Annotated in this window: 16 protein-coding genes; 8 read left to right on the top strand and 8 right to left on the bottom strand. The window is 51.5% G+C overall.

All coding sequences use genetic code 11. The features are described 5' to 3' along the window. Positions 1-268: 268 nt before the first annotated feature. The 3 genes from T496_RS0111480 to T496_RS0111470 all read right to left on the bottom strand — a co-directional run bounded on the left by T496_RS0111480 (position 269) and on the right by T496_RS0111470 (position 3,731). Positions 269-2,401 (bottom strand): M3 family metallopeptidase, encoded by a 2,133-nt coding sequence (locus T496_RS0111480; protein ID WP_044111164.1) that lies wholly within the window; start codon positions 2,399-2,401, stop codon positions 269-271. Between the two features lie 241 nt (positions 2,402-2,642). Beyond that, positions 2,643-3,233, bottom strand: a complete 591-nt coding sequence (locus T496_RS0111475) for a hypothetical protein (protein WP_044111163.1) — start codon at positions 3,231-3,233, stop codon at positions 2,643-2,645. Positions 3,234-3,248: 15 nt separating this feature from the next. Then, a complete protein-coding gene (locus T496_RS0111470) occupies positions 3,249-3,731 on the bottom strand; it encodes an RNA polymerase sigma factor (RefSeq protein ID WP_027450876.1) in 483 nt (160 codons plus the stop codon). Between the two features lie 132 nt (positions 3,732-3,863). Between T496_RS0111470 and T496_RS14120 the strand changes: the two genes are divergently transcribed. Beyond that, a complete protein-coding gene (locus T496_RS14120) occupies positions 3,864-4,880 on the top strand; it encodes a transposase (protein ID WP_044111162.1) in 1,017 nt (338 codons plus the stop codon). 93 nt (positions 4,881-4,973) lie between these two features. Here T496_RS14120 and T496_RS0111460 read toward each other — a convergent pair whose 3' ends face one another. From T496_RS0111460 to T496_RS0111440, 5 genes are all read right to left on the bottom strand, one after another. Next, positions 4,974-5,612, bottom strand: a complete 639-nt coding sequence (locus T496_RS0111460; protein ID WP_155808883.1) for a hypothetical protein — start codon at positions 5,610-5,612, stop codon at positions 4,974-4,976. Positions 5,613-6,004: 392 nt separating this feature from the next. Beyond that, complete coding sequence (locus tag T496_RS0111455; RefSeq protein ID WP_027450874.1) at positions 6,005-6,763, bottom strand: succinate dehydrogenase/fumarate reductase iron-sulfur subunit; 759 nt, start codon at positions 6,761-6,763, stop codon at positions 6,005-6,007. A gap of 5 nt (positions 6,764-6,768) precedes the next feature. Further along, a complete protein-coding gene (locus T496_RS0111450; protein WP_027450873.1) occupies positions 6,769-8,748 on the bottom strand; it encodes a fumarate reductase/succinate dehydrogenase flavoprotein subunit in 1,980 nt (659 codons plus the stop codon). Positions 8,749-8,783: 35 nt separating this feature from the next. Beyond that, positions 8,784-9,515, bottom strand: a complete 732-nt coding sequence (locus T496_RS14115) for a fumarate reductase (RefSeq protein ID WP_044111161.1) — start codon at positions 9,513-9,515, stop codon at positions 8,784-8,786. Positions 9,516-9,768: 253 nt separating this feature from the next. Then, positions 9,769-13,638, bottom strand: a complete 3,870-nt coding sequence (locus tag T496_RS0111440) for an Ig-like domain-containing protein (protein ID WP_027450872.1) — start codon at positions 13,636-13,638, stop codon at positions 9,769-9,771. Positions 13,639-13,839: 201 nt separating this feature from the next. Here T496_RS0111440 and T496_RS0111435 point away from each other — a divergent pair, with 201 nt between their 5' ends. The 7 genes from T496_RS0111435 to deoC all read left to right on the top strand — a co-directional run bounded on the left by T496_RS0111435 (position 13,840) and on the right by deoC (position 22,944). Further along, positions 13,840-16,065, top strand: coding sequence for a carbohydrate-binding domain-containing protein (locus tag T496_RS0111435; protein ID WP_081783641.1), 2,226 nt, complete (start codon positions 13,840-13,842; stop codon positions 16,063-16,065). Positions 16,066-16,208: 143 nt separating this feature from the next. After that, the gene (mnmG, locus tag T496_RS0111430; protein ID WP_027450870.1) at positions 16,209-18,080 is read left to right on the top strand and encodes a tRNA uridine-5-carboxymethylaminomethyl(34) synthesis enzyme MnmG; all 1,872 of its coding nucleotides are present in this window, start codon (positions 16,209-16,211) and stop codon (positions 18,078-18,080) included. 48 nt (positions 18,081-18,128) lie between these two features. Further along, positions 18,129-18,659 (top strand): adenine phosphoribosyltransferase, encoded by a 531-nt coding sequence (locus T496_RS0111425; protein WP_027450869.1) that lies wholly within the window; start codon positions 18,129-18,131, stop codon positions 18,657-18,659. Between the two features lie 110 nt (positions 18,660-18,769). Next, the gene (uvrC, locus tag T496_RS0111420) at positions 18,770-20,596 is read left to right on the top strand and encodes an excinuclease ABC subunit UvrC (RefSeq protein ID WP_027450868.1); all 1,827 of its coding nucleotides are present in this window, start codon (positions 18,770-18,772) and stop codon (positions 20,594-20,596) included. 568 nt (positions 20,597-21,164) lie between these two features. Next, positions 21,165-21,617: a D-aminoacyl-tRNA deacylase gene (dtd, locus tag T496_RS0111410; RefSeq protein WP_027450866.1), complete on the top strand. Its 453-nt coding sequence runs from the start codon at positions 21,165-21,167 to the stop codon at positions 21,615-21,617. A gap of 83 nt (positions 21,618-21,700) precedes the next feature. After that, complete coding sequence (locus T496_RS0111405) at positions 21,701-22,048, top strand: nucleotide pyrophosphohydrolase (protein WP_027450865.1); 348 nt, start codon at positions 21,701-21,703, stop codon at positions 22,046-22,048. Positions 22,049-22,053: 5 nt separating this feature from the next. Then, the gene (gene deoC, locus T496_RS0111400; RefSeq protein ID WP_044111159.1) at positions 22,054-22,944 is read left to right on the top strand and encodes a deoxyribose-phosphate aldolase; all 891 of its coding nucleotides are present in this window, start codon (positions 22,054-22,056) and stop codon (positions 22,942-22,944) included. The last annotated feature ends 204 nt before the right edge of the window (positions 22,945-23,148 follow it).

Raw genomic sequence — 23,148 nt, 5'->3', positions numbered from 1 at the left:
GCAGCATCTTCTTTGGAATAATTTAACAGAAAGAAGACCCCCTCCCGACCTCCACCACAACCCCCTCCCGACCTCCCCAAGGGGGAGGAGATGAGACCCACCCCCTACCCCTCCCTGTGGAGGGAGGGGAGTAAATAGACCACAACCTCCACCACACCCCCCCCAACCTCCCCAAGGGGGAGGAGATATGGGGGGGGAGAAAAAGAGCGCAGCAGTCGGTGTGCTACGCTCTTTCGTTTATTGTCTGCGAATATAATTCGCCAACAGATTAGATACCCAATCTGGCACGGACCAGACTGGCAGCATCGGGCTGCTGCATGCCGGTGAAGTCGGAGAACATCTGCATCAGGTCGCCGGTGTTACCACGGCTCAGCACCTTGTCGCAGAAGTCCAGACCGGTCTCGCGCTTCAAAGCGCCACGCTGAGCAAAGACGTCGGCAATGTTGACGGCCAATACCTCGGTCCACAGATAACTGTAGTAGCCTGCAGCATAGCCTCCACCCCATACGTGGTTGAAGTAGCTGGTAGAATAGCGAGGAGGAATCTGTGTGTCGAGCAAGCCTACCTGACGAAGGGCTTCGGTCTCGAAGGCCATGGCTTTGTCGGCCGTGGGTACATCCTTTGAGGCGAGCATATGCCATGCCAGATCAACACAGGTGGCGGCGAGGTTCTCGCCCAGTGCGTAGGCAGGCTGGAAGTTGATGCTCTTCAGCATGCGCTCTTTCAGCTCGGCAGGCATGGCCTCGTGGGTCTGATAGTGACGGGCATAGTGGTCGAAGACCTCGGGAATAGAGGCAAACGACTCGTTGAACTGCGAGGGCATCTCGACAAAGTCGCGAGCCACGCTGGTGCCGCTGAGCATGTGATACTGACAGTCGGAGAGCATGCCGTGGAGGGCATGACCGAACTCGTGGAACATGGTGGTCACCTCGTCCCAGGTCAGCAGCGAGGGCTGGCCCTCTGGTGCCTTGGCACTGTTGCACACGTTGAAGATGATGGGCAGCTGGTTGCGCTGGCGACTCTGCTTCTGGAAACCATCCATCCAGGCACCGCCACGCTTGGTGGGACGACGGAAATAGTCGCAATAGAAGAGGGCCTTAGGATTGCCATCCTTGTCGATAACCTCATAGACACGCATGTCGGGATGGTAGGTGGGGATGTCGGTGCGCTCCTTGAAGGTGAGACCATAAGCCAGATTGGCGGCATAGAAGACGCCGTTGATAAGCACGCTGTCAACATTGAAATAGGGCTTCACCTCGTCTTCAGAGATGTTGAGCAGCTCTTTCTTCATCTTGGCAGAATAGTAGAAACGGTCGTAGGGCTGCAACTGGAAGTCGGCACCCTGCGTCTTGCGGGCATAGTCCTCGATGGCCTTGGTCTCGGCCTGGGCTACAGGCGTGTACTGGGCAATGAGGTTCTTGAGGAAGGCATAGACATTGTCGGGCGTCTTAGCCATGGTGCGCTCCAGAGAGTAAGAGGCATAGTTAGGATAGCCCATAATCTCGGCCTGCTCGGCACGCAGCTTGGCAATCTCTACGGCAATGGGGAAGGTGTTGTACTGGCCCGTGCCGTTGCTGCGATTGACAGATGCCTCGAAGACTTTCTTGCGCAGCTCGCGGTTGTCGAGGCTGGCCAGAGGAGCCTGCTGGGTGGTGTTGACAATGACAATGGCATAGGGGGCCTTGCCGCCACGGCTCTCTGCATCCTTGGCACACTGGGCGATGTCGGCTTCGCAGAGACCGGCCAGGTCTTCTTTCTTATCGACCCACACCACTGCATTGTTGGTGGCTTCCTGCAAGAGGTCGCCCCACTGCTGCTGCAACTCAGAGATGCGCAGGTTGATCTCCTTCATACGGGCCATCTTGTCGTCAGACAACAGGGCGCCGCTGAGCACAAAACCTTTGTAGATCTCTTCCAACAGCTTCTGGTCTTCGCCCTGCAGACTGTCGTGCTCGCGGTCATAGACAGTCTTGATGCGCTCGAAAAGTGCCTTGTTGAAGGTGATCTCGTTGTCAAGGTCGGTCAGCATGGGCTGCACTTTCTTCTCGGTCTCGCTGATCTCTGGGGTCTTGTCGGCCTCTGTCAGGGCGAAGAACACACGACTCACGCGGTCGAGCGTGCGTCCGCTTTCCTCAAGAGCGAGGATGGTGTTTTCGAAGGTGGCAGAGTCCTGGTTGTCGATAATCTGCTTGATCTCCTCGCGCTTCTGAGCAATAGCGGTCTCGAAAGCGGGCAGATAGTCGGAGGGTTCAATCTTGCTGAAGTCAGGTGCACCATAGGGAAGGGTGCTTTCCTGCAACAGCGGGTTCTCGTGTTTGGCGTTAGTACAGCTGCTTAGCTGCACCATCGCACTTGACAGCATAGCTGCCGAAATACCGAAGGTCATCAGTTTCTTCTTCATGTTTGATTGTGATAATGGTAGTCTTTGATAGTCTTTGTCACTATTTGGCTGCAAAGGTACGATGATTTACCGAGAAAAAGGAAAAAAGATACCATTTTTATTCATTTTTAAAACAGATCTCGGGGGCGTCCCCGCGATCGGATAGTGCCCCTTTCCCGCTATAAAAGCAGAAGGGCCACTCACGGCCTCCAAAAGGGAGACTATGAGTGGCCCATTCGGCCTATATGGAAGCACGCGATGTTTACTCCTCGCTCTGCGTGACGTCCTCTATCTGCTGGAGAATCTCCTGATAGTGCTTTGTCACTTTTCGGTCAAAAGAATAGCCTAAACCAAAACCTAAGACAACGGCGAAAATAAAGCAGATTACCGTATGAAACACCGAGGGGTAATGGGCTATGAGATAAGCGTTGTAGAAAAACAGGACAAACCATAGGAACAGAAGGGGATAGGAGATGATGTTAAAGATGCGCTCGTACTTCTTCACCTTCAGCACCTTCTTGCGTACCTCCAGCAACGACTGCTCGAACAGATGGCTATCGCCTATCAGTCGGAATATCCGGCAGCGGTGCCAGGCATCGTAAAGCAGGCCGACGGCGATGTAGATCCACAACCACACTGGCTGGTGCATATAATTACAGAATATAAGATAGAACAAAGGGATAAAGATGATGTCCAGAATGAAGAGTAAACGATAGTTTCTGTTGACGTAAGAGGTATTCTTCTTCACCGACTGACGAATCAAAGCGTCGTTCACAATCTCCTGCTGGGCCAGTTTCTGCTTCAGCAGATCCATCTGCTGTCGCATATTCTCAAGTTCGAAATTATCATTCATAGTGGGTTAGCGTTTTTAATCGTTAGACATTTGCTTCAGTTGTTCGCGAATGCGATGCAGGCGCACACTGACATTCTTGGCCGTGATACCTACTATCTGACCTATCTCTTCGTAAGGCAGATTCTCGAGCCACAGCAGTACGATGGCGCGATCGAAGGGCTGCAGGCGCGAGATGCGCTTGTGGAGCATATCTACCTGGCGGGTATCCTCGTCGCTGTTCTTGAACAGGTTGATGTCCATCGTAATGTGTACCTCCATCTGCCTGCGTTTCTTCTTCCTGTTTTGCGAGATACAGGTATTCAGGGCGACGCGATAGATCCACGTTTTGATGTCGGATCGCTGCTCGAACCCTTTGAAACCCTTCCACAGGTTTACCAGCACCTCTTGAAAGAGGTCTTCCACCTCGTCGGCATCCTGCGAGAACATGTAGCACACGGTATATATCGTGCTGCGATGCTTTTTTACGGTTTGCGCAAACTGTTTTTCTAGATCATTCATTTCTTTGTTTTTTCTGTATTGCTTTACTCTTTAGACGCAGCAAAGTTACAAAAACTACGTGATACCCATTTTATTTTTCAATAAAAAGAGAGCAATCGTAAAAGAAAAAAAAGTACTTTTGTACCTAAAATTATGGATAGGAAGACATTTGAAAGCCGGAAACCTTTCGCGGGAGAGAAGAAAGCCTCGATGCAACGCCGCTGTGTGGACAACGACTACACCGAACGGCGCATGTATATGATTACGATGGTGACGGAAGAACGCAAGCCGCTGTTTGGCAAAGTGGTGGGGCAAAGCGAGGCCGCAGCGCCCGCGCCAGAGGCTCCACACATCGAACTGTCGGCACTTGGTGCTGAGATAGAGAAGATATGGCTCACCATCGGCCACTTTCATCCCGAGGTAAGTGTGATTGCCCTACAGATGATGCCCGACCATCTGCATGCCGTGCTCTTTGTGAAAGAAAAAATGGAGAAGCCTTTAGGCAAGGTGCTACTGGGCGTGAAGCAGGCCAGCAACCGCGCGTTCCGCGAGATGATGCCGGAGGAATTTGTCGCTGTGGCACAGCGACACGCAGAACAGAGCAGAGACAATGGTCTACTCTTTGCAAAGGGCTTCAACGACCAGATACTGCTGCGCGAGGGCCAGCTGGAGCGCTGGCTTCACTACCTAAAGGACAACCCTCGCCGCCTGCTGATGAAGCGCGAGCACCCCGATCTGTTCCGCGTACAGCGAGGACTTGCCTTTGCCGGTCTTCAGTTTTCAGCCATTGGCAACCGCTTTCTTCTGGAGCGCCCTCTGAAACTGCAGGTACAATGCTCCAGAAGCATCACAGACGGCGACCTGCTGGCCAAAACAGCCGCCTATCTGCAAGCAGCCCGTCAAGGAGCCGTGCTTGTATCGCCTGCCATTTCCAAGGGCGAGAAAGCCATCATGCGAGCAGCCTTCGATGAAGGCTTGCCCCTCATCTATCTGCAAGAGAACGGCTTCACAGACCTGGCAAAGCCGGGCGGCAAGCGCATGGAGGCGTGCGCCGGCGGTCAGCTACTCATCCTCGCCCCTTGGGAGCACCACAACGAAAAGCTCACTATCAAGCGCTCCCAATGCCTGCAGCTCAACGAAATGGCCCGCGCCATCTGCGCGGGCCAATAAAGCATAGAGCCTGCCCCCTAAGTAGAGTCTGTCGCTGTGCCACAGCGACAAGCAGAAGAAAGCCGCAAAAGAGATCAAGGGCAGGTAAGCGCCCTATTGATTAATCACCCATACCAGCGGTATGTTTAACACTTTTTCGCTTTCAACGACCAGCCAGTCTGACTGAAAACCGGGGACGTTTGCTGCGCTGTACTTATATTCGTATTCGAAACCTTCCGGCAATGAGCTTGCCCCATAATGATAATCAATCTGCAGTTCGTACTTTTCGTTATTACTAGCCATGGTAAGTCCCGTCATCTCGTGTTTGGGCAAAGTGCCAAAGTAACCCATATTCGCCAAAACAGAGATGTAGGTTCTATCATGATCCATCAGATAGTCAAACGACATGAAAGGCAACAAGGCTGTCAGCAAATGGTCATTATAATGAAAAACGGTCTCGAAGTATTTCTCACCATCCTGCGTGGCAATCATGTCTTTCAGGTCGTCACCCTGCCAGTTCAGTCGCTGTACGTACTTCGTTCTCATCACGTTGCCGTCTAATGTACCATAGACCTCATAGCCAGTCAATTTGTTGTCAGTATAAGAGTATGCAATACTGTCCCTTAGCCTGTCGTTACGGATATCGAGAGGCATGCTGCCAGAGACTATCTTACCGTCTTTGGTATAGAAAATACAATAGGGCGTAAATCTGGCCACTGGCCCCATTCTCATGAGTCGTCGGTAAAGAATCATGTGGAGGACGATTCTTCCTCGAACATAATGAAACGAAATAGTATCGGATTTTCCAGAGACTGTTTCTCCCCATGTTTTTCTGTACTCTTTCACCCGGTGTTGGGCATCATAGTCAAAATGGAAAAGGCTTTCACCGTCTGGAATATCGGGGATGCTATCAATACGCATCGCTACCTTTCCAGGCACGTCGGGCCGAGCTGTTGTATCATCACTATTGCAGCCCGTCAGGACAATGATTATTAAGGATAAATACAAAAATATCTTTTTCATGAATACAAATATCATTTGTAGTATACAAAAGCACCGCAGAAAATTCCGCGGCGCTTTTATATAATATAAATAATGTCTATTGACTTAGTCAGCTTAAAAAGCCTTGACTAAAGTCACCAACTTTAGTCAGCCATCTTTGCCTTGATCATCTCGCGGTTCAGGCGAGCGATGTTAGCGATGGTTTCGTTCTTAGGACATACAGCCTCACAAGCACGGGTGTTGGTGCAGTTACCGAAGCCCAGCTCGTCCATCTTGGCAATCATGTTCTTCACACGACGAGCAGCCTCTACGCGACCCTGGGGAAGCAGAGCCAGCTGGCTAACCTTAGATGAAACGAACAGCATGGCAGAACCGTTCTTACAAGCTGCTACGCAAGCGCCACAGCCGATGCAAGATGCGCAGTCCATAGCCTCGTCGGCATCCTCCTTAGGAATCAGGATAGCGTTGGCATCCTGAGCCTGACCGGTGCGGATGGTGGTGTAGCCACCAGCCTGGATGATCTTATCGAAGGCGTTGCGGTCAACCATACAGTCTTTGATCACGGGGAAGGCAGCTGAACGCCAAGGCTCAACAGTGATTACGTCGCCATCGTTGAAGCGACGCATGTAGAGCTGACAGGTGGTAGCGCCACGCTCGGTCAGACCGTGAGGTGTACCGTTGATGTAGAGTGAACACATACCGCAGATACCCTCGCGGCAGTCGTGATCGAACACGAATGGCTCCTTGCCTTCGTTGATGAGTTCTTCGTTCAGAATGTCGAGCATCTCCAGGAACGAGGTGTCATCGGGAATGTCGTGCATCTCGTGAGTATCGAAGTGACCCGCATCTTTGGGACCATTCTGACGCCAAAATTTAATGGTGAAACTTATATTCTTAGCCATAGTCTTTAATTCTTATAATTACGGGTTTGTACTTTAATTGCCTCATACTCCAGTGGCTCCTTAGAGAGCTCGGGCTCTACGCCCTTGCCTTTGTACTCCCAGCAGCCTACGTAGAAGTAGTTCTCGTCATCACGCTTAGCCTCACCTTCCTCGGTCTGATACTCCTCGCGGAAGTGACCACCGCAAGACTCGTTACGAGAGAGGGCGTCGAAAGCTACGAGCTGACCCATGGTGAAGAAGTCACGCAGGTGGATAGCCTTGTCGAGCTCTACGTTGAGACCTTCCTTGGTGCCAGGCACGAAGAGGTTGGTGTCGAACTCCTTCTCGAGCTCGTGCATCTTCTTCAGACCTTCCTTCAGGCCCTCGGCGGTGCGACCCATACCTACATACTCCCACATGATGTGACCCAGCTCCTTGTGCAGAGAGTCAACAGAACGCTTACCCTTGATGTTGAGCAGACGAGTCAGCTCAGCGTCAACAGCCTTCTCGGCCTCGTCGAACTCAGGACGATCGGTAGAGATCTTGCCCCAGATAGACTGGTCGGCCAGGTAGTTCTGGATGGTGTAAGGCAGTACGAAGTAACCATCGGCCAGACCCTGCATCAGTGCAGAAGCACCCAGACGGTTAGCACCGTGGTCAGAGAAGTTACACTCACCGATAGCGAACAGGCCAGGGATAGTGGTCTGCAGCTCGTAGTCAACCCAGATACCACCCATGGTGTAGTGGATAGCGGGATAGATCATCATAGGCTTGTAGTACTTCACGCCATTGATCTCGTTGGCCAGGTCGCCAGGGAATACGTCGGTGATCTCCTCGTACATCTCGAACAGGTTACCATAGCGCTGCATGATGACGTCGAGACCCAGACGGTTGATAGACTCAGAGAAGTCGAGGTAAACAGCCAAACCTGTGTTGTTAACACCGAAGCCCTTGTCGCAACGCTCCTTAGCGGCACGTGAAGCCACGTCGCGAGGAACGAGGTTACCGAAGGCGGGATAGCGGCGCTCCAGATAGTAGTCGCGATCCTCCTCGGCAATATCCCAAGGATTGATCTCGCCCTTCTGCAGTTTCTTAGCATCCTCGATCTTCTTTGGAACCCAGATACGACCGTCGTTACGCAGCGACTCAGACATCAGCGTCAGCTTAGACTGCTTGTCGCCGTGAACGGGGATACAGGTGGGGTGAATCTGAACGTATGAAGGGTTGGCAAACATAGCGCCCTTACGATAGCACTGAACGGCAGCGGTACAGTTACAACCCATAGCATTGGTAGAGAGGAAGTAAGTGTTGCCGTAACCACCAGTAGCGATAACAACGGCATTGGCAGAGAAGCGCTCCAGCTTACCAGTTACGAGGTTCTTGGCGATGATACCACGGGCGCGGCCATCAACGATAACCACATCCTCCATCTCATAACGGGTGTAGAGCTTCACCTTACCAGCGTTTACCTGGCAGCTCAGTGAAGAGTAGGCACCCAGCAGCAGCTGCTGACCGGTCTGACCCTTAGCATAGAAAGTACGGCTTACCTGAGCACCACCGAACGAACGGTTGGCCAGCATGCCACCATACTCACGAGCGAAGGGAACACCCTGAGCCACGCACTGGTCGATGATGTTGTTTGACACCTCAGCCAGACGATAAACGTTAGCCTCACGAGCACGATAGTCACCACCCTTTACGGTGTCGTAGAACAGACGGTAAACAGAGTCACCATCGTTCTGATAGCACTTAGCGGCATTGATACCACCCTGTGCTGCGATAGAGTGAGCACGACGGGGAGAGTCCTGAATACACAGGTTGATGACGTTGAAGCCCATCTCACCGAGTGAAGCAGCTGCAGAAGCACCAGCCAGACCGGTACCTACAACGATCACGTCGAGCTTCAGCTTGTTCTTGGGGTTAACCAGGCGCTGATGAGCTTTATATTCTTTCCATTTCTCAGGCACTGGACCTGCAGGAATCTTTGAATCTAATACTTTTGCCATAATAATATTCCGTTTTCAAAATCCATTAAACTAATTTACTGACAGCAAACAGCTGCAGCCTCGCAGCAAGCACCATCGGGGCAGCAGTCCAGCGAAGGAGCGCAACCGAAATAGAAGCCCAGCACTACAACCGTGAAGCCCAGCATGAGGAGGGTCACGTAGATAAGACCGAAGCACTGCATGCGCTTCTGCCAAATCTTACCACTCAAGCCCAGAGTCTGCATAGCAGACCAGAAACCGTGAGCCAGGTGGAACCAGATAGCTGCGAACCATACCAGGTAGAGCACTACCAGTGGCCAGTGTGAGAAAGTGTCGATGATGAAAGCGAAGCCGTCTGCGGGGCTGTGACCGTTGGTAAAACCAGCAATCTCTGCAAACATCATGTTGTACCAAAAGTTCTGCAGGTGAACCAGCAGACCGATCAGGATGATCAGTCCCAGCACGAGCATGTTCTTAGAAGCCCATTCCACCTTACCGGGATTAACGGTAGTAGAAACCTCATAACGGCTGTTACCGCGAGCCTTACGGTTTTGAGCCGTGAGGATAAACGCGAAAACGATGTGAATGACAGCAAGGGCAGCCAGACCCATGGTAGCCACGAGGGCATACCAGTTGGCACCCAGCAATTCGCAAATAGTGTTGTAAGCCTCACCAGAGAAAAGCGCTACGATGTTCATTGCACAGTGGAATGTCAAGAACAGAATGAGCGCAATGCCAGTAACAGACATTACAACCTTTCTACCAATTGATGAATTTAATAACCACATAAAAGATTGAAAATTAATTAATTAATATTGATTTTAGATTTATTGTCAGCAAGACACAGGCCTTCACAGGCTAACAAAGATACTCATAATAGAGTACGTATATACGTAATGTGGGTACAAAATTAATTAAAAATAATGAATCTGCAAATCTTTACTGCAGAAAATTGGGTTATTTATACAAAATAAAAGAATCGGAATTGCAAGGCAAAAGTGCCACAATTCCGATTCTTTTTCTTCGTTTTTTCCGTCGATATTAATATTCCACGGTCTTGGTATAGGTCTTGCCGCCAACAGAGAACGTCAGCTTGACAGACGGCTTATATACGCCGTTCAACTTCTTAGTAAGGCTTATTGACACTTGATGGTTCTCATCCAGGTCGCGACTATAGTCACTGAGAGCTTTCGGTAGCTCGTTTCCATAATTATCCACCAGTACAACCGACGTGATATTGATGGTAGAATGATAGTTGTTGGTGATGACGATTGGACACTGAGACGTGACATAACCATTCTCTTTCTCGTACTCGCCCGAACCGCGCTTGACGTTTACCTTATCGGTGGCATCATAGACCTTTACTTCACAATAATCAAAGTAATTAGTGTAGGTGATGCCATCCTTCGTAAAGTCGGGTATGCCTGCATTAATATGAACACTGCCCCTCGCAAGTGCAGTTACACGCCCCTGCTCACTGACAAAAGCCACATTCGCATTACTACTGCTCCACTGAATATTTGCGCCATTAAAGGCTTTTGCCTCCAGTGAGACAGAACCGCCCACCTCCAGTTCCAGGCTCTCTTGCTCCACATAGACATACTTATGCTGTTTGACAGGGAAGGCTATACGCACCTCGTCGTTATAGAGTATAATAGAGTCTATACGTTCAAACTTGTCACCCCTGAAGACTGGAATCCTCACAAGGTTATAATACTGGTCGTAGCCATCCTTTATCGTCTGATCTACCGAGAACCATGAGCCATTTTTCGTTGTTTTGCTCACGTGATAGCCTGGTGTCAGCGTTTTCACCGGCAGATTAAACTCGCCACCATTCTTTCCGCAGGAGATTACCTTGCGGTTATCACTGAAATTGATGGTGATATGAGGATTGGTGCGCTGCTTTACAGCCACCTTAGCCATCTCTTCGCCAGCAACGAGGAAACGCAGGGTATCAGCATACGCTTCATTATTAACGTTCTCTTTGAACGAGAGGGTTATCTTCTCGGTGGTCTCGTCTATAGGAGTCATGACGCAGTCCACCCACGACGGGCTCTTGATCTGGTACTTCACGTTGCTGACAATGTTGAATTCTTTCGTCTGTTGCTCGTAGTTCACCTCCACCTTCTTTACGCTAGGCACCAGCTTCACCTGGAAGTTCTGTTCCACCTTGAAAGAAGTCTTCACCGAGTTCTCGTCAATGGTGTTGCCATTGGGCAGATACAGCGTAACGGTGGCCGAGCGCTTAGCCAACGCCGTATTGGTCTGAGCCGTGAAGATGACCTCGTTGTCCTCCACCACAGCACTCAACCAGCGGGCCGACAACTGCGTTTCGTCGTCGATGATCTGGCAGCGGATGTCCTCCAAGTCGCGGGTTAGCTTCAGGATGTCCTTCGTCTGGTCGTAGCGCAGTTCGCGGTTCTCGATGCTCAGATTGTCGAAGATGTTATCATGATGCTGAGTCACGCGGAACGACTTCTGGGGTGTGCTCTCGGTGATGGTCGAGCCGCTGACATAGAGCGTCACCATGGCCGAGCGGTCGTGCTTGGTGGTGAGCTTCGAGGGTTTCAGCTCTATCTTATTGCCACTAAGCACGATATTCAGCCAAGTGGGCGTCTGCTGAGTGTCTTCGTCCACCAGCTTATACCTCACGCTGGTCAGGTCAACCTTTGTTGTTATCTCATGACTTGACGTATTCCATTCAAGACCCAGGTTGGCCACTTTCAGACTGTCTAACAGGTTATTGCCATTCTGCGTAAACGTGAATCCAGTATGTACAGTCTTTGCATCGATGGTATTGCCATTGGGCAGATAGAGCGTCACACTGGCCGAGCGCTGATACTTAGAGTAGTTGGGCTGAGTCACAAATTCCACATGCTTGCCGTTCACCGTGGCCTGTAGCCAACCTGGTGTCTGTTGGGTCTCGTTGTCCACCAACTGACAGCGGATGCCAGTCAGTTCGCGAGTCAGTTTCAGCGTGTCGTACTTCTCGTCCCAATTGACCGAGCGATTACTAAACTGCACATCGTCAAAGATGTTGTAATGTTCCTGATTCACCACAAACGACACCTGTTCGGTGTTCTCGTCGATAGTATTACCATTATTGGGCACAAACAGGGTCACCGTGGCCGAGCGGTTATCGACCGAGGTCAACTGCTGTGGTTTAAGAATCAGTTCCTGATGTTCGGCATCGAGTGTCACCTGCAACCATGTTGGTGCACGCTTGGTGTCGTTGTCCACCAGTTTGGTGCGCAACAGCGAGAGGTCCACCGTCTGTTTCAGAGCCCGAACGGTCTCGTTCCAGCTCATGGTCTGGTTCTCAAACCGATGACCGTTGAAGATATTATTGCCCGACTGCTTGAAGGCAAAGCTCGTCTTCACCGTCTTTTCGTCGATGGTGTTGCCATTAGGCAGATAGAGCGTCACTGTGGCCGTACGGTCGGCCTTCGACATATTCTCTTTTACCGTAAAGAAGACCTGCTTGCCCTTCACCGTGGCCTGCAACCAGGTGGGCGTCTGCTTCGTGTCAACATCTGTCAACTGACAACTGATTCCCGTCAACTCTCGCGTCAGTTTCAGCGTGTCGGCCTTTTCATCCCAGCTGACCACACGATCTTTATACATCGCACCATCAAAGATGTCGTCGTGTTTCTGCGTCACATAGAAACTGGTCTGCACGGTCTGTTCCGTCAGCGTATTATCCTTGCCCACCATATACAAAATTACCTGCGCTGTGCGGTTGATTTTCGATGTCAGCGTCTGCGACTTAAACACCACCTTGTTGCCTTCCACCGCGGCCTGCAACCAAGTGGGTGCTTTCTTCGTCAGCGTGTCCACCACCTGACAACGAATGTTCGGCAACTCTTGCGACGATGTCAGCGTGTCGGCAGTTTGGTTCCACGCTATGAAGCGGTCAACAAAGCGCCTTGCATCAAAAATTTTGTTATGCTCCTGTTCTACAACGAAAGAATGGGTGATGGTAGTAGAATCGATGGTCTCGCCATGGTTAGGATAGTAGAGCGTCACCGTGGCCGTACGGTCTTTCTTCTGGTTATAGATGGTCGTTGTCACCACCACCGAACTGTCAACAACCGTAGCCGTGCACCACGTGGCGCGCTCCTTGGTGGCATCGTCGGTCACCAGTGCCTTGACGCCAGTGAGCTTTCGGCCGGTAGGAATCCTGTGTATATCACCCGTGGCCTGCGACTTCACTTGTGGAATATTCAAACTGTCGAGCACGGGGTTATGGTTTTGTCTCACCAGCACCGATGCTTTCGAGAGCAGCGAGTCGTTGACGTACTGGTCGCTGTTGGGCACCACGCGCACCAGTGCCGCACGGTCGTCCTTCGACGCATACTGCGACACAGCGATGGTGAGCTGTTTGCCACTGATGGTGGTCTTCACCCAGTCCACCTTCTTTCCCTCCATGTCGAAGATCTCTGTCTTGGCGTTCTTCAGCGTGTTTTTGAACGTCAGCGTGGTGTCGCCCTGCTCAAAGCCCATGACCACCTCGTCAACATCCAGTCCGTCGAACATAGAGTTTCTCTTCTGGGTGACATAGAACACCACCGGCTGTGCGTCCGAGTCGTCCATATCGTCGCTCTTCACGTGCAGCGTCACGCAAGCCGTACGCTCACTGACCGTGATATTCTCCTGCAGCGTCAGCGCAATCGCCTTTTGATTGATGTTCACATCGAGCCAGTTGGCTGGATAGTTGGTCTTGGTGTCAATGACGGTTGCCATCACATCGGTCAGTACATTGTCAACTTTGATAATGCTCTGTGCGGCACTGGCCGAGAAAGTTTGATCTTCAATATGAAGTCCCTCAAGAGGTGATGGAAAGTCTTCATGTTCTACACACGATACAATAATTCCCAAAACAACCAACAACGGGAACAATACCTTTTTCATATTCACAAAAAGATTTTTATGGATGCTAATAAACCATTATAATTTTCTGTCGGCAAAATTACGTAAAAAGAACGAATTACACAATATTAAAATGACTTTTAATTGAAAAAAAAGTGCATTTAATTGAATTTATTATCTCGTTCATAACAAATACATTATCTTTGCCAAGCAAAATAACATGTCAACAAAACAGCGACACTAATGAAAAAAATTCTACTTTATATGGCTGCCATCTGGGCCTGGACCACTGCCGGAGCACAGACGTTGAACGTTCAACTGGGCGAGGTTGTCTATCAGATTCCGGCCAGTCAGGCTGGCGAGATGGCTTATGAAAACGGACAGACCGTGACCATCATGGGCAAGAGTTTCACACTCAGCGACATCAGTCAGATGTACATAGACAACAGCGCCGTGACGGACAACAGCGTCAACATCGACTATCAGGGCAGCGAAGCCCGTGTGACCGTGGCCGGAAATATTGCTAAGTACCTGACTATCAACACAAACAAGGCACACGTGACCGTGATACAGAGTGCAGAACTGCTCGACGAGATTACCTATACCCTGAGCGGTACATCGACTAATGGCTCCTTCTATATGGACGGCGAGCTGAAGGCCAGCATCGTGCTGAACGGTGTCGCGCTGACCAACCCCGACAGTGCTGCCATCAACATCCGCAACGGCAAGCGCATCAGCATCGAACTGGCCGAGGGCACCACCTCCACACTGGTGGACGGCGTGGGAGGCAGTCAGAAGGCATGTCTTGCCGTGAAAGGTCACACGGAGTTCAAGGGTGCCGGCACGCTGAACCTGACTGGTCGCACAGCGCACGCCTTCTGGGGCAAGGAGTATGTGCAACTGAAGAAGAGCACTGGCACCATCAATATCCTAGGGGCGGTGGGCGACGGCTTCAACGTGAACCAGTATTTCCAAATGAATGGGGGCACCGTCAACATCAATAACGTGGGCGACGACGGTCTGCAGCTGAGCTATAAGACCGACGACGACGAGCAGATCATTCCGCTGACAGACGATGAAGACAACACCGCCGAGGTGATTGTCAATGCTGGCACGCTGAAAATCAGCACCACAGCGGTGGGCGCTAAGTGCATCAAGAGCGAGAACAAGGTGACGGTTCACGATGGTACACTGACGCTGAAAGGCAGCGGTGGCATAGACACCAGCGACAGCAGCGACCAGTCGTATGCGGCAGGCATCAAGGCCGAGGACTTCACCCAGAATGGTGGCACCATCGAGATGACCATCAGCGGCACGGCCGGACGCGGTGTCTCGGCCGACCATATCACCACCAATGGTGGCATACTGACCATCAATAACAGCGGCGCACCGCAGACGGTGTCCAGCGACGTGAAATCGGCCAAGGGCCTGAAGGGCGAATATGTGGCCCTGAACGCCGGTACCATCACCATCACCATGACGGGTAATGCCGGCAAAGGCATCGTGGCTGGCGACGGCACCAAGAGCACCAGTGGCGGTGGTGGCAGGATGGCTCCTGCATGGGCACCCATGAAGGCACCAATGATGGCGCCGATGATGGCACCAATGATGGCGCCAATGATGGCACCAGATGCTCGTCCTGGTGGCGGCGGCATGGGCGGTGGCACCACCTATACTAACGTTACGGGTGCTTACACGCAGGGCACTGCCGACGGCAACGGACCCACGCTGACCGTCAGCACCACCGGTAGCGCCTACAGCAGCTCGTCGGCCAAGGCCATCAAGGCTATCTGCCAGGCGGTGATCTACGGCGGCGAGACCACCGTGACCACCAAGACGAATGGTGCCGAGGGACTGGAGTCGAAGACTGGCATCACCATCCATGGCGGCAAGCACTACTTGCAATGCTACGACGACTGTATCAATACGTCGGGAAAGATCACCTTCAACGGTGGTGTGACGGTGTGCTACTCCAACGGCAACGATGCCGTCGATTCGAACGCGGGCACCACGGGTGCCATCACCATCAACGGCGGCACCTGCTTTGCCTATACCTCAGCAGGAGGACCAGAGGAAGGTTTCGACTGCGACAACAACTCGTATATCCAGATCACGGGCACCGGCATCGGCATCAGCGCCGGCGGTGCACAGGGTGGCGGATCCAGCAGCTCGACCATCTCTAACGCAGCCCAGGGCTACACATTCCTTACCAGCACCATCAGCTACACCAGCGGACGCTATTATACCCTGGCCGACAGCAACGACCAGAACCTGGTGACCTACAGCTTTGCGGCCAACGTCTCCAGCTCGCTGTCGCTGATTACAGCCAAAGGGATGACCTCTAAAGGCAGCTACAACATCAAATACAGTACCACGGCGCCCACCGATGCCACCACCGTCTTCCACGGTCTGTATCTGGGCAGCAGCGCCAAAGGCACGAATAGTGTGACCAGCTTCACAGCCAAGTAATACAGGATAACATCGTATGTGTTGACTGAACGAGGGGCAATACCGCGCAATGCGGCGTTGTCCCTCTACATTTTTTAAGCATTATTATACATACTAATTGCAGAAGATTTTGTAATTTTGCAAACGAAATATTTCAAGTTACAATGACATTAAAATACGACGTAGTGGTTATCGGCGGCGGACATGCCGGCTGTGAAGCGGCTTGTGCTTCGGCCAATATGGGCGCTAAGACGCTACTGGTAACTATGGACATGAACAAGATTGCACAGATGTCGTGCAATCCTGCGGTTGGTGGTATCGCTAAGGGACAGATAGTACGAGAGATTGACGCCCTTGGCGGACAGATGGGAATAGTGACCGACCGCTCCACCATTCAGTTTCGCATGTTGAATATCGGCAAGGGACCCGCCGTATGGAGCCCTCGCGCACAGTGTGACCGCGGCAAGTTTATCTGGAACTGGCGCACGGTCATAGACCATACGCCCAATCTGGACGTGTGGCAGGACCAGGTATGCGAACTGATGGCAGAAAAGGGCCAAGTCATCGGCGTCAGAACAATCTGGGGAGCAGAAATCCTAGCGCGTGCCGTCGTGGTGACGGCGGGCACGTTCCTCAACGGTCTGATGCACATAGGGCGCAAGATGGTGGCTGGCGGACGTATCGCCGAACCTGCCGTGAGCGACTTCACCGAGAGTATCACCAAGCACGGCATCCGCTCAGCACGCATGAAGACGGGTACACCAGTGCGCATAGACAAGCGCAGCGTACACTTCGACGAACTGGAAGAGCAGCCGGGCGACACGAGCTACTATCAGTTCTCGTATATGGGCGAGGCACGCACACTGCAACAGTTGCCTTGCTGGACGGTGAACACGAATGCTAAAGTGCACGAGATTCTGCGCTCAGGACTGAACGACTCCCCACTCTACAACGGACAGATACAGTCCATCGGACCGCGCTACTGTCCTTCTATCGAGACCAAGCTGGTGACCTTCCCCGACCGCGAACAGCACCCGCTCTTCCTGGAACCCGAAGGTGAGGACACCAACGAGATGTACCTGAACGGTTTTTCGTCATCGCTGCCCATGGACGTTCAGATCGAGGCTTTGAAGCAGATGCCGGCCTTCCGCGACGTGAAAGTGTATCGTCCGGGCTACGCCATAGAGTACGATTTCTTCGATCCCACGCAGTTGAAGCACACGTTGGAATCGAAAAAATTGGATGGCCTATTCTTTGCCGGACAGGTGAACGGTACCACAGGCTATGAAGAGGCCGCCGGACAGGGACTCGTGGCAGGCGCAAATGCAGCGCTGAAATGCGATGGAAACAAAGAATTTGTGATGCATCGCGATGAGTCGTACATCGGTGTACTGGTGGACGACCTCGTGACGAAGGGCGTGGACGAGCCCTACCGCATGTTTACCTCGCGCGCAGAGTATCGCATCCTGCTGCGCCAAGACGATGCCGACGCCCGACTCACAGAGCGCTCTTATGCGATGGGACTGGCCAAAAAAGACCGACTCGACCGCTGGATGGAAAAGAAACAGGCCATCGAAAAAATCGAGGCTTTTTGCAAGACCTTCCCGATTAAAGCAAAAGAGATCAACCCCGCGCTGGAAAAGCTGGGCACCACCCCACTCCAATTTGGTGTCAAGTTGGAAGACCTGGTGGCACGTCCACAACTGAACTTCCGCAATCTATCGGAGATTGTGCCCGAACTGCGCGAATTAATCGAGAGCGCGCCCAACCGCAAAGAGGAGATTGCCGAGGCTGCCGAAATACGTATTAAGTATAAAGGATACATCGAGCGCGAGAAACAAGTGGCCGACAAAATGCACCGCTTGGAGAACATCAAAATCAAGGGACACTTCGATTACAACACGATTCAATCGCTCTCTACCGAATGCCGACAGAAGTTGACCGCCATAGATCCCGACACACTGGCACAGGCCAGCCGCATTCCGGGCGTCTCTCCCAGCGACATCAACGTGCTGTTAGTGCTCATGGGGCGATAAGTTTCACGTGAAACAAATACATTAATTTAATCATATAACTAACTGAGTATGAATACCCAATTACTGTTGGACAATCTGCGTTGCATACCAGATTTCCCGAAGAAAGGAATCAATTTCCGCGATGTCACCACGCTGTACAAGAATGCTGCGTGCATGAAAGAAATGGTCGATGAACTCTATGAAATTTACAAAGACAAGGGCATCACTAAGATTGTGGGCATCGAGAGCCGAGGATTTGTACTTGCTTCGGCGCTGGCTCTGAGGTTAGGTGCCGGCGTGGTGCTGGCCAGAAAGCCAGGAAAACTGCCTTGGACCACCATCAAGGAGTCGTTCTCGAAAGAGTATGGCGTTGACACCGTAGAGATGCACATCGATTCCATCGACGAAAACGATGTAGTGCTGATCCACGACGACCTGCTGGCTACCGGCGGAACAGCCAAGGCTACCTACAAATTGGTGAAGCATTTCAATCCCAAAGAGATTTTCATGAACTTCATCATCGAGATCAAGGACGAAGGTCTGCACGGACGCGATGAATTCGACGGACTTTGCGACGTAACGACACTGTTGACGATTTAAATCGCAAAAACAACACTTTCCCCCTCCCCCAACCTACGATGTGGGAGGGGATTTTTATAGGAAAGCGCAGGAAGAAGAAAATAAATACGTTTCACGTGAAACACTAAAGTATGACAAAGGAAGAGAACGAGGCACGTTTAGCCTATCTGAAGGGTATCGTTTCGCGACTCCCTGAGAAGCCGGGCAGCTATCAATACTACGATAGTGAGGGCACGATTATATACGTTGGCAAGGCGAAGAACCTGAAATCGCGTGTCTCATCCTACTTTCATACGGAGGTAGATCGCTTCAAAACGAAGGTGCTGGTGTCTAAGATTCACGACATCAGCTACACGGTGGTCAACACCGAAGAGGACGCACTACTGCTTGAAAATTCGCTCATCAAGAAGTACAATCCGCGCTACAACGTGCTATTGAAAGACGGAAAGACCTACCCCAGCATCTGTGTGACCAACGAGCCCTTCCCACGTATCTTCAAAACACGCACGATCAACAAGAAATGGGGCACCTATTTCGGGCCCTATTCGCACATCGGTTCGATGAATGCCGTGCTGGAACTCATCAACAAGCTGTACCATCCACGCACCTGTCGGCAGCCCATCACAAAGGAGGGAATTGCCGCCGGAAAATACCAGGTGTGCCTGGAGTATCACATCAAGAATTGCGGTGGGCCATGCGTAGCAAAACAGAGCTACGAAAACTACCAGCAAAACATGCTGCAGGCACGCGAAATCTTGAAGGGAAACACGCGCGAAGTGCTGCGCCAGATGCGCGAAAAGATGCAGCTTTTGGCAGAGGAACTGCGCTTTGAAGAGGCCGAAGAGGTGAAGCGAAAATACCTGTTGATAGACTCGTTTGTGAGCAAGAGCGAGGTGGTGAGCCACACCATCGACAACGTGGATGTATTTTCGATTACGAACGACGAGAAAATTGCGTATATCAACTATATACACGTGTCGAACGGAGCCATTAATCAGTCGTTTACCTTTGAATATAAGAAGCGTCTGAACGAGAGCAACGAAGAGCTGTTGCAGTTGGGCATCGTAGAGATGCGCGAGCGTTTTAAGAGCAATTCCAAGGAGATTGTGGTGCCTTTCGACCTCGAAATGGAGCTGGAAGGCGTCACCTTCACCATCCCTCAGCGCGGCGATAAAAAGACGTTGCTGGACCTCTCGGAGATGAACGGCAAACAGTATAAGTTCGACCGCCTGAAACAGGCCGAGAAGCTGAATCCCGAACAGAAACAGGTGCGCCTGATGAAGGAGCTGCAAGAGAAGTTGGGACTGCCCAAGATGCCCTATCAGATAGAGTGTTTCGACAACTCTAACATATCGGGAACGGACGCTGTGGCGGCTTGTGTGGTGTTCAAATCGATGAAACCCAGCAAGCAGGACTATAAGAAATACAACATTAAAACGGTGGTGGGACCCGACGATTATGCATCGATGAAGGAGGTGGTGTATCGCCGTTATAAGCGCCTGGTGGAGGAGGAAGAGCCCCTACCCGACCTCATCGTAGCCGACGGTGGTAAAGGCCAGATGGAGGTGATCCGCGAGGTGATACAGGACGAGCTGAACCTGGACATCCCCATCGCCGGTTTGGCCAAGGACAACCGACACCGCACCAACGAACTGCTCTATGGTTTTCCGCCCCGCGTGATCGGTTTGAAGACCAACTCTGAGCTCTTCCACGTGCTCACGCAACTGCAGGACGAGGTGCACCGCTTTGCCATCACCTTCCACCGCGACAAGCGCAGCAAACATGCACTGCACTCGGAACTGGATGATATTCAGGGCATTGGCCCCAAGACGCGCGACACGCTGATTGACAAACTGAAGAGCGTGAAGCGCATCAAAGAAGCTGATATTCAACAACTTACAGAGATTATTGGCACATCAAAAGCACAAATCATCTACAACCACTTCCACCAATCATAACTTTCCACGTGGAAAAGCATCAGCCTGACCCATCCAAAGCGGCACTTTCTTCAACCGGAAGTGCCGCTTTTGCATGGCAATAGTGACCGTATAGAGATGCAACAGAGGCACTCTTGTCTTCCAATAGTGCCACTTTTGACTTCCAATAGTGGCACTTTTGGTCTGAATCTAGAGTCTAGATCACCCATTTCTAGACTCTAGAATGACTCAATCTAGACCCTAGAATGAGGTCATCTAGACTCTAGAAAGCACCTTTCTAGCCCCTAGACGAAAAACAATGGGGTAAGTATTGCATTTTGAAAGGGATACTATGAGGGGGCAAAAGCGCTTGTTTTGGCTCGTGATTTGGGCGCTTTTAATTCCTAAAACGAGGCTCCAGGGCACAACAAAGAATGAATTTCGAAGGTACTCACGTTCGGAAAAACAAAAGAAAAATTGATTTTCTTTTTGCTTTTCGCTCACTTAATCGTATCCTTGAAATGAATTTCGAAGATACTTTCGTTCGGAAAAGCAAAAGAAAAATTGATTTTCTTTTTGCTTTTCGCTCACTTAATCGTATCTTTGCAACATGAGAATAGTAATACAACGCGTGAGCCATGCCTCAGTGACTATTGATGGGGCCGTGAAATCGAGCATTGGAAAGGGATATCTGATACTTCTGGGCGTCTGCGAAGAGGACACCGAAGAGGATGTAGATTGGCTGGTACGCAAGGTGGTGGGCCTGCGCGTTTTCGACGACGAAAACGGGGTGATGAACCGTTCTATCATGGAGACGGGCGGCGAGGCACTCGTAGTGAGCCAGTTTACGCTGTTTGCAAGCTACAAGAAGGGCAATCGGCCCTCGTGGTTGAGAGCAGCAAGGCACGAGGTCAGTGTGCCGCTCTACGAGCTTTTCTGCAAGAAGCTGAGCAGCGAGATGGGCAAGCCCTGCGGCACGGGTGAGTTTGGTGCCGATATGAAGGTGGAACTGCTCAACGATGGGCCGGTGACCATCTGTATGGATACGAAGAATAAGGAGTGAAAGCCTCACCCCTGCCCTCTCCCGAGGAGTGAAAGCCTCACCCCGGCCGTCTCCAAAGGAGAGGGGGATATATAATTATTAATATGACGATAGAAGAGGCACAGGAGACTGTGGATAGATGGATTAAGACGTATGGCGTGAGGTACTTTGGCGAACTCACCAATATGACGGTGCTGACTGAGGAGGTGGGCGAACTGGCGCGCATCATCAGTAGGCGCTATGGCGAACAGTCGTGGAAAGCGTCAGACCCACGGGCTGCCGACAACGGGCGCGAAGCGCTGGGCGAAGAGATGGCCGACGTGCTGTGGGTGCTGCTCTGTCTGGCCAATCAGACGGGCGTGGACCTGACCCAGGAGCTACAAAAGTCTATCGATAAAAAGACAAAAAGAGACGCAACAAGACATATATGTAACCCTAAACTTAAAGCATAACAACTATGGAAGAAATGAACAAAATTGAACAAGTGCTGAGCCAGTATAACCTCGACATCACCGACGAGGAAGTACGTGAGGCTGTGAAGACGATCATCGCCGAAAAGGTGCCCCTGAACGATACACACGAAGTGAAGAAATTCCTGATGGGAAGCGTGGAACTGACCACCCTGAAGACCACCGACAGCGAGACGTCGGTGATGGCCTTCACAGAGAAGGTGAACCAGTTTGAAGAGCAGTACCCCGACCTACCCCACGTAGCCACCATCTGCGTATATCCTAAGTTTGCCAAGACCGTCAGCGAGACGCTCGAGGTAGAGGGTGTCGAGGTGGCCTGCGTATCAGGCAGCTTCCCCAGCAGTCAGTCGCTGATAGAGGTGAAGACCGTAGAGACCTCGCTGGCCGTGAAGGACGGTGCCACCGAGATAGATATCGTGATGAACGTGGGTGCCTTCCTGGAGGGTGACTACGACACCGTGGTCGATGAGGTTCAGCAACAGAAGGAGGCCTGCGGCGAACAGGCCATGAAGGTGATTCTGGAGACCGGTTGCCTGAAGACTGCTAAGAACATCAAGATTGCCTCACTGCTGTCGATGTATGGCGGTGCCGACTATATCAAGACCTCTACTGGCAAACTGGAGCCCGCCGCTACCCCCGAGGCTGCCTACGTGATGTGTCAGGCTATCAAAGAGTACTACGATAAGACCGGCATACAGATTGGTTTTAAGCCCGCTGGCGGCCTTAACAGCGTGATGGATGCACTGATCTACTACACCATCGTGAAAGAGGTTCTGGGCGAGAAATGGCTCACCAACAAGTGGTTCCGCATGGGCACCAGTCGTCTGGCCAACCTCCTGCTGAGCGAGGTGGTAGGCGAAGAGGTGAAATTCTTCTAAGCGCTTTTTCAAGTGAGAAGTGAGAGGTGAGAAGTGAGAAGTGTAATTACACTTTTTGGCTTTATACATAAGATGAGAGGTGAGTAGTACTAATTATACTTCTCACCTCTCACTTTTCACTTCTCACTTAGTAATACTTCTCACCTCTCACTTCTCACTTAGTAATACTTCTCACCTCTCACTTCTCACTTCTCACTTAAAAAG

This window comes from Xylanibacter brevis P6B11 (assembly GCF_000621825.1).
GTDB lineage: Bacteria > Bacteroidota > Bacteroidia > Bacteroidales > Bacteroidaceae > Prevotella > Prevotella brevis.
This window is presented reverse-complemented; position numbering and strand designations above follow the sequence as displayed.